We start from the raw sequence: 13,397 nt of genomic DNA on the forward strand, positions 1-13,397 counted from the left end.
ACGCGGAACGACATGCCCCCCGAATTAGCGAATTGATTCACTCTACCCCGCAAATAACATCGCGCCCAAAGACCGATTCTTGGCCGATTCCCGCCTTTTGGATTCGCAAGAATCGTCAGGACTTGCAGATCTGAGGAACACCTCGTAAAGCCCTGATAACCCACAAAATAAGGGTTTTCGCGTAATTTTGGACAAAAAAAACCCCGGCGCGAAGCCGGGGTGTAGTTATTGAGGCAGGTTTCATACAGGCAAGAAACCTATCGAGCAGTGAGTTCTGTATAATCTTCTCTGCACCGGTATCCAAGCTAAAAGTTTGATAAGACTCGAAACCCTCTTTAGCGTGGGGCGAAACAATGATCACGAACGGGGACATGGCACTATGACGACGACACTAAGGCACCTAGCGCGCAGCGCCGGGCTGGCGGCTTTGATAATTGCTACAGCTGGCATGACTGGCGCAGAGCCCGCCCACGGCATCGCGATGTATGGCGAACCCGCCCTGCCCGCGGATTTCACCGCCATGCCCTATGCCAATCCGGACGCCCCCACCGGCGGGCGGATCGTCACGGCAGAGGTCGGCGGCTTCGACAGCCTGAACCCCTATGTGCTGAAGGGTAACGTGCCGTGGCAGTTGCGGTTTTTGGTCGGCGAAAGCCTGATGGTGCGGTCCTTGGACGAACCATTTACTGAATATGGCCAGTTGGCGCAGTCGGTGGAAACCGGACCAAACCGCGAATGGGTGCAATATGTGCTGAACCCGGCGGCCAAATTTTCCGACGGCAGCCCTGTGACGACCGAAGACGTGATCTGGTCGTTTGAAACGCTGGGCACCCAAGGCCATGGCCGCTATCGCGGCTTTTGGGAAAAGGTCGAAAAGATCGAAGAGGTCGCCCCCGGTACTGTGCGTCTGACCTTTAACGTGGAAGACCGCGAATTGGTCATGCTGGCCGGTCTGCGCCCGATCCTGAAAAAGGCCCAGTGGGACGGCGTCGATTTCGCTGAAGGCGGGCTTGATCTGGTCCCCATCACATCCGGCCCCTATGTCATCGACGATTTCGAGGCGGGGCGCTTTATCTCGCTGAAACGGAACCCGGATTACTGGGGCCGGGATGCGATCCCGGTGGAAAAGGGCCTGCACAATCTGGACGAGGTGCGGATCGAATTCTTCGCCGATGAAACCGCCGCGTTCGAGGCGTTCAAAACAGGCGAAGTCACATCAACCCGTGAATTCAACGTCGCCCGCTGGGAAAGCCAGTATGACTTTCCGGCCGTGCAAAGCGGCGACGTGGTCAAATCGGTACTGGGCCACGAGCGCCCATCCGGCATGACCGGTTTCGTGATGAACACGCGCCACGATCAGTTCGCTGACTGGCAGGTCCGCGACGCGATGCTGCAGGCCTTTAACTTTGAGTTCATTAACGAGGCGATGACCGGCGGCGCGCAGCCGCGCATCACCTCCTATTGGTCGAACTCTGATCTGGGTATGGACGCAGGCCCCGCCACAGGCCGCGTGGCCGAGATGCTAGAGCGGTTCAAAGACGAGCTTATCCCCGGCACGCTAGAAGGCTACGCGCTGCCTGTCTCTGACGGATCAGAGCGGAACCGCGCGGGCACAGCCAAGGCGCTGGATATGATGTCTCAGGCGGGGTGGACCGTGCAGGACGGCGTGATGAAAAACGCGGAAGGCAAGGCGTTCACCTTTGACATCTTGCTGGAAAGCGGCGCGTCGGAAAACCAGTCGATCATCGACATGTATGTGCAAAGCCTCAAGCGGATCGGCATTTCGCCAACCGTGACGGCCATCGATTCCGCGCAGTACAAGGAACGCACCGACGCGCTGGATTTCGACATGACCTATGGCCGCGTCGCCGTGTCCTTGTCGCCGGGCAACGAGCAGTACCTGTACTGGGGGTCCGAGACCGCCGACGTGCCGGGATCGCGCAATCTGATGGGCGTTAAATCACCGGCGATCGACACGCTGATCGGGCAATTGCTGACCTCGACCGACCAAGAGGACTTTGTGGCCTCGGTCAAGGCGCTGGACCGGGTGTTGACGGCTGGCCGCTATTACATCCCGATTTATCAGTGGAATATCAGCCGCCTCGCCCATGCCAAGCAGCTGACATACCCCGATGTCATCCCCAGCTGGGGTGACTGGAACGGATGGCAGCCTGACGTCTGGTGGTGGCAGGAATGATCCGCGCCGCCGCCTTGCTGTTGGCGCTTGCGGCCATCAGCGCCTGCACGCCGGTGCGCGTTGTGGGCAATACCGCGATTGGCGCGGGGCAGCTTGCCCTTGGTGCTGCCGATGTTGTGATCTAAGCCGCGCCAAGCCCCCCCTGACACAGGTTGCACTTTGTTATGGGGGGGCCTATTGGTGGCCTTCATCGACCAGCCTTGCCAATCCGGCAGTCACGCTGTCCCCCGCGCCGCCCATGGCACCTTTGCGGGGTTAAATCAGGTCCTACGACCGACGTTCATTCTTGCGCAATCATGCGGTGCCGGGGTTACACCGGGTGCTGCTGGCCTTTTGCGCCTGTTTGATCGGAACAGAAGTGACACCCGGCTCGTTGGTCCCGCAACGAACAACAAGAAGGAATATACCCATGCAATGGAGAGACGTTTCACAGAACTGGGCCGCTTACACCCCGCGCATTCTGACGCAGTGGCCAAACCTGAACGAATCCGAAGTGCTGTCGATTGACGGCGACCAGGACGGTTTTCTGGACTACCTGTCCAAATCCAAAGGCGAAGACCGCGTCGCAGCCCAGATGGAGCTTGCTGACTGGTTGATGGGCGGCGAGCCGATCGACGTCACGATGGCAGAGCAGAACGACAACGCCAACATCCTCGGCTCTGCCGCGAATGTGCCTGCTGGCGAAGACGTCAGCGATGACGACGCCAAGTTCGGCGACGACACTGCCGCTGCCGCCCCCGTGGGCCGCGCGTAAGATCCGAAATACCGTCTCAGCGGGTTGCATAAACCTGCTGAGATACCCCCATTAGACCAACGCCCATGACGCGCGCCGCAATCGCGCACTTGCAACCGATCCCAGCCATGCTAGCCAAGGATCATGCAAAACCCGCCCCCCTTATCGTTCAACATGGCAGCCTATGTCCTGTCGCAGGCGCAGCTGCGCGCGGATCATCCTGCGCTGATCGTGCCGGGCCTGCACGTGTGGACCTATGCCGCGCTGGAACGCGCCGTGCGCGGGCTGGCGACGGGTTTGCTGGGGCGCGCAAGCCCCGGCGATCATGTGCTGCTGCGGCTGGGCAATACGCCTGACTTTCCCATCACCTACCTTGCCTGCATCGCAGCGGGCCTGATCCCGGTGCCGACATCGTCCCAGTTGACGGTGCCCGAGGTCGACAAGATGGCGGCAGAGCTGCGCCCTGCGCTGGTTGTGCAAGCGGGCGGCGTAGCCGCGCCAAGTGGCAGTTGGCCCGTGCTGGCACAACTGGATCTGGCCGCCCTGCAAACGCTGCCGCCGGCGGATTACGCCATGGGCGATCCGAACCGGCCGGCCTATATCGTCTATACCTCTGGCACGTCCGGCCATGCCCGCGCCGTGGTCCATGCGCATCGCGCAATCTGGGCGCGGCGGATGATGTGGGACGGCTGGTACGGGCTGACCCCGGACGACCGCCTGCTGCACGCGGGTGCGTTCAACTGGACCTATACCCTTGGCACCGGCCTGATGGATCCATGGAGCATCGGCGCCACCGCGATCATTCCGCGCGATGGCACCGATGCCAGCGCCCTGCCCGCCTTGATGGCCGCACACCATGCAACGATTTTCGCAGCCGCGCCGGGGGTTTACAGGCGGATGCTTAGGCAGCCAATGCCCGCGATCCCGAGCCTGCGCCACGGGTTGTCTGCCGGTGAAAAACTGCCAGAGCCGCTGCGCGCTGCGTGGCAGGACCAGACCGGCACCGCGATCTACGAGGCGTTTGGCATGTCCGAATGCTCGACCTTCATCTCTGGCAGCCCGCAGCGGCCGGCGCCGCCCGGCGCGCTGGGCTATCCGCAACCGGGACGGCAAATTGCGCTGATTGGCGCGGATGGACCAAGCGATACAGGCCAAATCGCGATCCACCGCAGCGATCCCGGCCTGTTGCTGGGCTACTTTGGCCAGCCGCAGGACACCGCCGCCCGCTATGCTGGCGACTGGTTCCTAACCGGGGACGAAGCCACCCGCGACGCCAGCGGCGCCATCACCTATGCGGGCCGCGCCGACGATATGATGAACGCTGGCGGCACCCGCGTCAGCCCGGGAGAGGTAGAGGCCGTCTTGGCCCGCCACCCCGGCATCACCGAAGTCGCCTGCGCCGAAGTGCGCGTGTCCAGCACACTGACGCTGATTGCAGCCTTTTATACCGGGCCAGACGTGATAGACGACGGCGCATTAGGGAAATTTGCTGGCGCGCACCTTGCCGCTTACAAAGTGCCCCGCATTTATGTCCACCGCTCCGCGCTGCCACGCGGCGCAAACAATAAACTACTGCGCCGCGCGCTGCGCACCGAATGGGAGGCCGCACATGGTCAAGCTTGATATTCTGTCCGATCCAATCTGTCCGTGGTGCTATATTGGCAAGGCCAACCTGTTCAAAGCATTAGAACAAAAGCCGGACCATCCCTTTGTGATCGAATGGCACCCGTTCCAGCTGAACCCCGATATGCCAGCCGCAGGCATGGACCGCCGCGCCTATCTAGAAGGCAAGTTCGGCGGCAAGATGGAAGCGGTCAAGGCCTATGCCCCCGTCGTCGGCAAGGCCGAAGAAGCGGGCCTGACGATCAACCTTGATTTGATCAAGACCACGCCGAACACGATGAACGCGCACCGATTGATCCATTGGGCGGGCATCGAAAAGCAGCAAACGCCGATGGTGGACCTGCTGTTCAAAGCCTATTTCGTCGAAGGCCGCGATATTGGCGACAACGAAGTGCTGACCGATCTGGCGGACGAAGCAGGCCTAGATGCGGCCATCGTCGCCCGCCTGCTGACCAGCGATTCCGATCTTGACGACATCCGCGCCCGCGATGCGCATAGCCGCGAAATGGGAATTTCCGCTGTGCCGACCTTTATCATCGCGAACCAGCACGCCGTGCCCGGCGCGCAGCCGACAGAAATGTGGGTGCAGATCATCACCGATATCCAAAGCCAAATCGCAAAGGACGCCTAAGGGGAACAAAGGCCGCGCAGCAGGCGTTCACCCGGTGATATCATATTATTGGAGTTCCCCTATGCGCGTCCTTTTCGCCCTCGCCCCGCTAGCATTTGCCGCAGCCTGCGCCGGTAGCGGCCCTGCCGTTGATGGCATCACGCTTGCTGGCGTCGACAAAATCGTCGACATGACCGCAACGCTGAACTTCGCGCCCAATGCGGTCACGATCAATTCGGGCGACACGGTGGAATTCCGCAACATCTCGACCTTTACACATACGGTGTCGACTGTTGCGGACACGCAAATCGAAGCGCAGGCCGTCAAACTGCCAAACGGCGCAGACCCTTTTGATTCCGGCGAAATCGCACCCGGCGCGACCTTTACGCACACCTTTACCACACCCGGCACCTATCAGTACTTCTGCGAGCCGCACGTCGGCCAAGGCATGATCGGCACGGTTATCGTAAACCCCTAAGCCTTAGCAGCGGCGGCGGCACAGGTTCTCGCAAGGGATACCGTCATTGTCGCCGTCGCGCTTGGCCTGACCGCAAACCAGCAGTTTGTGGCAGGCCTCTTCGCAGCTGGACAGCGCCTTACAGCTGCGATCACTGCAATCGAATGATTGCACCGGACGCACCATATCCAGAAAAATTTGCACGGACGGCGGCGACAGCGGCACCATTTCCTGCGCGCTGATTGCACCGGGCAGCATCACGGCCATAGCCAAAACAAATCGCAACATGAACACACCAAAGAGGGGAAGGTTAATAAACCCTTAACCCCTTTGGTTGTATTGCCAATCTATTTCTTCAACGCCTCGGCGCGTTTAGCAGCCAGATCACGGGCGATATTGAACGCGCCTTGGATCTTGTCGCGCTCTCGCGTCCAGTCCTGCATGACGACAATCTTGTTGTCGCGCACCTTAGCCTGTCCTTTGTAATCACCGATAAAGTCCACCAGCCCGGTCGGATTGGCGAATTTGTCCTTGTGGAACCGGATCGTCGCGCCCTTTGGCCCGGCGTCCAGCTGGCCAATGCCCGCCTTTTTGCACATGGCTTTGATCCGCACGACCAGCATCAACGTGTTGACCTCTTTCGGCAATTTGCCAAAACGGTCGATCATTTCCGCGGCGAAACCTTCCAGTTCGACCTTGGTCGTCAAATCGGACAGACGGCGATATAGGCCAAGGCGGACGTCCAGATCGGGGACGTAATCCTCTGGGATCAGGACCGGCACACCAAGGTTAATCTGCGGTGACCATTCGCCATCGTCCTGCAATCCTTCAGCCGCGCCGGACCGGATCGCGTTGATCTGGTCCTCTAGCATCTGCTGATACAGCTCATAGCCAACTTCGCGCATCTGGCCTGACTGTTCTTCACCCAGCAGATTGCCCGCGCCGCGAATATCAAGGTCCTGGGACGCCAGCGTAAAGCCCGCGCCAAGGCTATCCAGGCTGGCCAGCACCCGCAGACGTTTCTGCGCGGTATCAGTCAGTTTCTGCCGCGGCATGGTCGTCAGGTACGCATAGGCCCGCGTCTTGGACCGGCCCACGCGGCCACGAATTTGGTACAGCTGGGACAGGCCGAACATGTCGGCGCGCCAGACGATCATCGTGTTGGCCGTCGGGATATCAAGGCCGGATTCCACGATCGTCGTGGCCATCAGCACGTCGTATTTCCCATCGTAAAACGCGTTCATGCGGTCATCCAGCTCGCCTGCCGCCATCTGGCCGGTGGCGGTGATAAAGCTGACCTCTGGCACCTCGGTTTTCAGCCATTCGACCATCTCGTCCATGTCTGAAATGCGCGGCACGACAAAGAACGACTGACCACCGCGATAATGCTCGCGCAGCAAGGCTTCGCGGATCGTGATCGTGTCGAATTCACTGACGTAGGTGCGGATCGCAAGGCGGTCGATGGGCGGCGTGCCGATGATCGACAGATCGCGCACGCCCGATAGCGACAGTTGCAGCGTGCGCGGGATTGGCGTGGCGGTCAGGGTCAGCACATGCACATCCGTGCGCAGCGATTTCAGGCGCTCCTTGTGCTGGACGCCGAATTTCTGTTCCTCATCAATGACAAGCAGGCCAAGGTTGCGGAATTTGACCGACTTTGCCAGCAGCGCGTGGGTGCCGATCACGATATCGACGGTGCCATTCGTCAGCCCCTCGCGGGTGGCGGCGGCGTCTTTGGCCGACACAAAGCGCGACAGGGGCCGCACGACGACGGGAAAGCCGCGGAAACGCTCTGCAAAGCTTTGATAATGCTGGCGGGCCAGCAAGGTTGTCGGGGCCACGATGGCCACCTGCACGCCGGCCAGCGCGGCAACAAAGGCGGCGCGGATCGCGACCTCTGTCTTACCAAACCCGACGTCGCCGCAGATCAGGCGATCCATCGGCTGGCCGCTTTCCAGATCGGTCAGCACATCGTCAATCGCCGCCAGCTGGTCGTCGGTTTCCGCATAAGGAAAGCGCGCTAGGAATTGATCCCAGATGCCGTCCATCGGCTCTAGCACAGGCGCCTTGCGCAGGGCGCGTTCGGCAGCGACGCGGATCAGCCGTTCGGCAATCTGGCGGATGCGCTCTTTCAGGCGGGCCTTTTTCGCCTGCCATGCACCGCCGCCCAGCTTGTCGAGCAAGCCTTCCTCGTGGCCAAACTTGCTGAGAAGCTCAATGTTCTCAACAGGTAGGTAAAGTTTACTGCTTTCGGCATATTCCAGCGTCAGACATTCATGCGCCGCGCCAAGGGCGGTGACGACCTCTAGTCCGATAAAGCGGCCGACGCCGTGATCGACGTGCACGACCAGATCACCGGGGGACAGCGCGTTTGCCTCTGTCAGGAAATTATCGGCCCGGCGCTTGCGCTTGTTCTGACGGATCAGACGGTCGCCGAGCACGTCTTGCTCGGAAATAACGGTGACGCCCGGTGCCTCGAATCCTGCTTCCAGCGCCCAGACCGCCAGATGCACGCCGGATTTGCCAACGCGGGACCAGTCGCTGACCGGAATGACCTCTCCGATGCCCTCGTCTTCAATCAGGCCGGTCAGACGTTCGCGCGCACCTTCGGAATAGGACGCGATGATCACCGGACCCTTGGCGACTTTCGCCTTAACATGACCTGCCAAAGCCCCGAAAAGGCTTAGGTTTTCCTGCTGGCGTTCCGGCGCGAAATTGCGCCCGGGCCGCCCGCCCGCATCCAGCACGCCGTGGCCCGTCGCCTGCGGCAGCGGCGCGAATTGCACCACGCGGCGGTCTGCGACGGCCTTGTCCCAGGCTGCATCGTCCAGATACAGTTGCTGCGGCGGCGCAGGTTTATAGACGGAATCCATCCGCCCCTTTTGCGTCAGGGCGTGCATCCGGGTGGAATATTGGTCCGCAATCGATTCCCAACGCGCAAGGCGCTGCGGGCTGGTCTGGTCGTCCAGGGTGATCGTGCCGCGCGGCAGATAGTCGAACAGCGTTTCCAGATCGTCCTGAAAAAAGCCCAGCCAATGTTCAACGCCCGCATGTTTGCGGCCTGCGCTGACGGCCTCGTACAGCGGATCGTCGGTGCCAGCGGCACCAAATTCGATGCGATAGCTTTGGCGAAAGCGCGTGATCGCGGCCTCGTCCAGAATGACTTCGCTGACGGGGGCCAACTCGATCTCGGTCAGTTTTTCGGTCGTACGCTGGGTGGCGGGATCAAAGCGGCGCGCGCCGTCCAGCGTGTCGCCGAACAGATCAAGGCGGATCGGCCCGCTTTGGCCCGGCGGAAAGATATCGATAATGCCGCCGCGCACGGCGTAATCGCCCGGCTCCATCACGTTGGCGGTTTGGGAAAAACCCATGCGCGTCAGGAAGTTGCGCAGTGCAGCTTCATCCACGCGGGACCCGACGCGGGCGGTAAAGGCCGCCTCGCGCAGCGTGGCGCGTGCAGGCACGCGCTGGGTCGCGGCGTTCAGCGATGTCAGCAGCACAAACTTTGGCGGCATCCCGTGGACCAGCGCCGCCAGCGTCGCCATCCGTGCGGCAGACACATCGGCGTTGGGCGACACCCGATCGTAAGGCAAACAATCCCACGCGGGAAAGGTAAACACCGGCATTCCCGGCGCAAAGAACCCCAGCGCCGCCTGCATCGCGGCAAGACGTTTGTCGTCGCGGGCGACATGAAGGACCGGCTGGCCGGAACTCTCCATTTCCTTGAGGATCAGTTTGGCGTCGAACCCTTCGGGCGCACCGGCGAGCGTGATGTGTTTGACCATGACAGGTGAAGTATCCGCATCCGCCCCGGTGTCAAGGCGCGGCACGGGGTCTGGCTGCGGCCTAAAGTCCCCGCACAACCGCCATCATTTGGATCATGCCAAACATAGCGGTCACAAAGATCGCGCACATGCCAATGATCTGCGTCCACAACCGGTGGCGCATCAGCATGGCGTAAAGCTGGTCTGGCTCTGGATCAGCGGTGCGGATTTTCCGCGCGCTGGACAGGCTGACGGCACCGACAATGGACAGCGGCAGCGCGACAAGAAACAGCGCCTGCGCCATTTCGACGTCATAGTAAAAGCCCAGCAGCGCCAGCGTTGTCAGGGCGAAGAATGCGAAACCTGTCATGATCAAGCCCGCGGTATGGGCGATGCCCAGCAGGCGGTTCACGTTGATGCGCACCAAATCGATCATATCGTCCTGCTGCTGGCCGCCATGACGCCGCGCCTTGGTAATCAGGTCAAACGGAACACCCAGCACGTAATAACTGACCGACGACCACAGGACCGCCAGCATGATCCAATACCACACCGACGAAAACGAGCGCAGGTCGATTACCTGAAAGAGGATATTGCTCCAGTTCACTACGCGGACTCTCTGGCTTGCTACACGTTTTTCAGACCCTAGTGTCGCCGCGCGGGGATGCCCAGACTTGCCGCGCGGAATTTTCCGTGCAAGGTCAAGATGTGTGACAGAAAGGCCCAGCCAGATGAGAGTGATGCCATGAAACCGACCCTTGCCCCCTTTCCCGCCACACGTCTGCGCCGCCTGCGGGCGAAGCCCGCGATCCGCCGCTTGTCGCGCCAACACCGGCTAAGCGTCGATGACCTGATCTGGCCGATCTTTGTGATGGCCGGCAAAGACGACGAACATGCTATTTCGTCTATGCCCGGCGTGACGCGCAAAACCGTCGACCGCGCCGTGAAGGCCGCGCAAGAGGCGCATAAGCTGGGCATCCCGGCGCTGTGCATCTTCCCCTACACCGGCATGGAAGAGCGGACAGAGGATTGCGCGCTGGCGTGGTCGCCGGACAATATCAGCAATCAGGCGATCCGCGCGATCAAAGACGCGGTGCCAGAGATTGCGATCATGACGGATATCGCGCTCGATCCTTACAACATCAACGGCCACGACGGCTTTGTCGAAAATGGCCGCATTGTGAATGATCGCACTGTCGATGCGCTGGTCAAGATGGCGCTGGCGCAGGCCGAGGCGGGTGCCGATATCCTTGGCCCGTCGGACATGATGGATGGCCGCATCGGCGCGATGCGCAAAGCGTTAGAGGCCGAGGGTCATATCGACGTCGCGATCCTGAGCTATACCGCCAAATACGCCAGCGCGTTTTATGGCCCGTTCCGCGATGCGGTCGGTGCATCGGCTGCGCTGACAGGCGACAAGAACACCTATCAGATGGACCCCGGCAACGCCGACGAGGCGCTGCGGCTGGTGGAACGCGACCTGATGGAAGGCGCGGATATGGTCATGGTAAAACCGGGCATGCCGTACTTGGACATCTGCCGCCGGGTCAAAGACATGTACGGCGTGCCGACCTATGCTTACCAAGTCAGCGGTGAATACGCGATGATGCAGGCCGCGATCCAGAACGGCTGGCTGGACGGTCCCAAAGTGATGATGGAAAGCCTTTTGGCGTTCAAACGCGCGGGCTGCGACGGCATTCTAACCTACTTTGCCCCAGAAGCCGCAAAGCTGCTAAACCGCATGTAACCGCCTGCGCTGTAATTAGCGTGTGACAGCAAAGATTGATCCACCTATAGTTTGCGCCACAACAGGTGCGGAAAACGCGCTGGTGGCAGTATAGAGGCAGACAATTATGACAAACTTAACACGGCGGCACTTTGTGGCGGCTGGCGCGGCGACGATGCTGGCGGCTTGCGGCAATGGCGTGAACCAGAACGGCGGATCGACCATCGACGCGCGGGTCGCAAGCACCTTGTCGTTCATGTACGACACCTATCCCGGTACGCGCGATCTGGGGCAAAAGGCCGCTGGCGTATTGGTGATGCCGCTGGTGACCGAACTGGGCCTTGGCCTTGGCGGGTCATATGGGCGCGGTGCGTTGCAGATTAACGGGTCCACTGTTGACTATTACTCTGCCGCTTCCGGCTCTGCGGGTCTGCAGATTGGCGCGCAGCAATACAGCCATGTGCTGTTTTTCATGACGCAAAACGCGCTGGCGGATTTCCGGGCCTCGATGGGTTGGGCTGCGGGCGCTGACCTTGAATATGTTGCCGCCGACCAAGGCGACGTGCTGCGGGCCGAGACGATTACGTCCCTGTCCCCCGTGATCGCCGTGGTCTTTGCGCAAACCGGTCTGCGCATCGGCGCGACGCTGGAAGGCACGAAATACACGCGTATCATTCCTTAAGATGCACGCTGGGTCAGGTGACATGATCCCAATCCTGATCCTTGCCGCGGGGACATCGTCGCGCATGCGCGGCGCGGATAAGCTGTCGATGATGGTGGGCGGCCAGCCGCTGCTGCGGCGCATTGCGATGCAGGCGGCGGCGGTCGGCGACACCTTTGTCGCGCTAAAGCACCGCGCGGCAGAGCGTCTGGCCTTGCTGGACGGTCTGCCCATCACGCCGCTTTTGGTGCCCGAGGCCGCAGAAGGCCAATCAGGCACCCTGCGCGGGGCCGTTGCGCAATTGCCGCCCTGCCCGGCTTTCATGATGGTTTTGGCGGATCTGCCGCTGATCACATCGGATGATCTGGCCGCGGTGCTCGCAGCCCGCGATGCGAACCCGGACGCTTTGATCTGGCGCGGCGCGGCACCAGATGGCACGCCGGGTCACCCGGTCTTGTTCGACGCCAGCCTGCGGCCTGCATTCGCGGATCTGAGCGGCGACGACGGCGGGGCAAGTGTGGTGAGGCCCTTGCGCGCCCGTACAATCTTGGTGCCGTTTACGGATGACCGCGCGGTCTTTGACCTTGATACGCCAGAAGCATGGGCCGCGTTCAACGGCTGAAATGTTTAATAACGCGCGCACCTTGCACGCTTCGCGATTTTTCAACGACGTGCGAACTGGTTGAGATCCACCGCCCCAAAATCTTGTACCCGACTTTGCGAACCGTCCAAAATTTCCGGCCCCCGGCGCCGGTGCCACGCCGCCACCCATGTTCTTTCTGGACGGAAAGCTTTCGGTCCAGCTCTGCGAAAAGCAACGCGCCGCGCTGAGCCTCTATCAGCAGCTGGTGCTTCGGTGACAGCACCCGATCATGCATTGGCACGCTATCACCCAGCGATCCGGCGGCCGCGTGATCGGTCTGTGATCGGGTCGCGCGGTGCAGGTCGCTTGGGGACAACTTGCGCTGACCGTTCTGCATGATCGGGCCCGTGTCCGTATCTTGCGTCAGGAATATGTCGTCGACGGACAGGTCTGTCACCTCTTGGTCCGACGCGGCGATGCGGTCGCCCAAGTCAAAACCGCTAACCAGCTTTTCAATCTCGGACAGGCTGACGTGGCATGCGACGTTATTGCCATCCATCAACGTGACCCGGCCATTTTCCGGCAAGGTGCTATCGTCCTGACCCGCGACCGGGTTCGTGCTGTCATAGATAAGTTCACCGTCGCTGCAGTAGAAACGCACGTCCGTCCAATCACCCCGGTCGATCCCGGCCTGCAGGGCCAGCACGTCAATGTCGCTGATTTTACAGCCGCCGTCTGCAGTGACTGCGTCCAGGGACACGTCGCTACGATGGGTCAGATTGTCGTTGCGAGCAGCGCCACAGTTCGGGTCCGATCCGCCGCGCCCGTCAATGTGATCATCGGCATGATCATCGGCAAAATCGCCGTCCACCGTTTCGTTAAGTGAAGTGTTCGAAGTGTTCGAAGTGTTAAAATTTACCATACCGCTATTCCCCCAAATAGGTGTCACAGCGAGATATTGCACAGTTGAAAACTCAAACAACCGGGCCTAGTCGGTTGCTACACTTAGCTATCCAAGGGGATAGGAGGCTGTGAAGCGACAG

13 protein-coding genes are annotated in these 13,397 nt (G+C 60.8%); 9 read left to right on the forward strand and 4 right to left on the reverse strand.

Going from position 1 to position 13,397, the window contains the following annotated elements; genetic code table 11:
- The first annotated feature begins 379 nt into the window (after positions 1 to 379).
- The 6 genes from BM131_RS16175 (at position 380) to BM131_RS16195 (ending at position 5,641) form a co-directional block, all read left to right on the forward strand.
- On the forward strand, positions 380 to 2,197 hold the full coding sequence (locus BM131_RS16175) for an extracellular solute-binding protein (RefSeq protein WP_425434311.1): 1,818 nt from the start codon (positions 380 to 382) through the stop codon (positions 2,195 to 2,197).
- A complete protein-coding gene (locus tag BM131_RS20680) occupies positions 2,194 to 2,322 on the forward strand; it encodes a hypothetical protein (RefSeq protein ID WP_281245351.1) in 129 nt (42 codons plus the stop codon). The genes BM131_RS16175 and BM131_RS20680 overlap by 4 nt, the downstream gene beginning before the upstream one ends.
- Before the next feature lie 284 nt (positions 2,323 to 2,606).
- On the forward strand, positions 2,607 to 2,951 hold the full coding sequence (locus BM131_RS16180; RefSeq protein ID WP_090191137.1) for a hypothetical protein: 345 nt from the start codon (positions 2,607 to 2,609) through the stop codon (positions 2,949 to 2,951).
- Between the two features lie 123 nt (positions 2,952 to 3,074).
- The gene (locus BM131_RS16185; RefSeq protein ID WP_090191139.1) at positions 3,075 to 4,553 is read left to right on the forward strand and encodes a class I adenylate-forming enzyme family protein; all 1,479 of its coding nucleotides are present in this window, start codon (positions 3,075 to 3,077) and stop codon (positions 4,551 to 4,553) included.
- Positions 4,540 to 5,184: a DsbA family oxidoreductase gene (locus BM131_RS16190; RefSeq protein ID WP_090191141.1), complete on the forward strand. Its 645-nt coding sequence runs from the start codon at positions 4,540 to 4,542 to the stop codon at positions 5,182 to 5,184. The genes BM131_RS16185 and BM131_RS16190 overlap by 14 nt, the downstream gene beginning before the upstream one ends.
- A 61-nt stretch (positions 5,185 to 5,245) precedes the next feature.
- Positions 5,246 to 5,641: a cupredoxin domain-containing protein gene (locus tag BM131_RS16195; protein ID WP_090191142.1), complete on the forward strand. Its 396-nt coding sequence runs from the start codon at positions 5,246 to 5,248 to the stop codon at positions 5,639 to 5,641.
- Between the two features lie 3 nt (positions 5,642 to 5,644).
- On the opposite strand, the gene BM131_RS20550 is transcribed toward BM131_RS16195, so the two are convergent.
- The 3 genes from BM131_RS20550 to BM131_RS16210 form a co-directional block, all read right to left on the reverse strand.
- Entirely contained in the window at positions 5,645 to 5,908 is a 264-nt protein-coding gene (locus tag BM131_RS20550; protein WP_090191144.1) for an excalibur calcium-binding domain-containing protein, read from the reverse strand.
- A 59-nt stretch (positions 5,909 to 5,967) separates the two neighbouring features.
- Positions 5,968 to 9,405, reverse strand: coding sequence for a transcription-repair coupling factor (gene mfd / locus BM131_RS16205; protein WP_090191146.1), 3,438 nt, complete (start codon positions 9,403 to 9,405; stop codon positions 5,968 to 5,970).
- 61 nt (positions 9,406 to 9,466) lie between these two features.
- Positions 9,467 to 9,991: a component of SufBCD complex gene (locus BM131_RS16210; RefSeq protein ID WP_090191148.1), complete on the reverse strand. Its 525-nt coding sequence runs from the start codon at positions 9,989 to 9,991 to the stop codon at positions 9,467 to 9,469.
- 138 nt (positions 9,992 to 10,129) lie between these two features.
- Between BM131_RS16210 and hemB the strand changes: the two genes are divergently transcribed.
- The 3 genes from hemB to BM131_RS16225 all read left to right on the forward strand — a co-directional run bounded on the left by hemB (position 10,130) and on the right by BM131_RS16225 (position 12,393).
- Positions 10,130 to 11,131 (forward strand): porphobilinogen synthase, encoded by a 1,002-nt coding sequence (gene hemB / locus BM131_RS16215; protein WP_090191149.1) that lies wholly within the window; start codon positions 10,130 to 10,132, stop codon positions 11,129 to 11,131.
- Positions 11,132 to 11,237: 106 nt separating this feature from the next.
- On the forward strand, positions 11,238 to 11,792 hold the full coding sequence (locus BM131_RS16220) for a lipid-binding SYLF domain-containing protein (RefSeq protein WP_090191151.1): 555 nt from the start codon (positions 11,238 to 11,240) through the stop codon (positions 11,790 to 11,792).
- Positions 11,793 to 11,814: 22 nt separating this feature from the next.
- Positions 11,815 to 12,393, forward strand: a complete 579-nt coding sequence (locus BM131_RS16225) for a nucleotidyltransferase family protein (RefSeq protein WP_090191180.1) — start codon at positions 11,815 to 11,817, stop codon at positions 12,391 to 12,393.
- Here BM131_RS16225 and BM131_RS16230 read toward each other — a convergent pair.
- A complete protein-coding gene (locus BM131_RS16230) occupies positions 12,383 to 13,276 on the reverse strand; it encodes a Hint domain-containing protein (RefSeq protein WP_139222667.1) in 894 nt (297 codons plus the stop codon). The two genes, BM131_RS16225 and BM131_RS16230, sit on opposite strands and share 11 nt — an antisense overlap.
- Positions 13,277 to 13,397 lie beyond the last annotated feature (121 nt).

The sequence above is a fragment of the Loktanella salsilacus genome, from assembly GCF_900114485.1.
Lineage (GTDB): Bacteria > Pseudomonadota > Alphaproteobacteria > Rhodobacterales > Rhodobacteraceae > Loktanella > Loktanella salsilacus.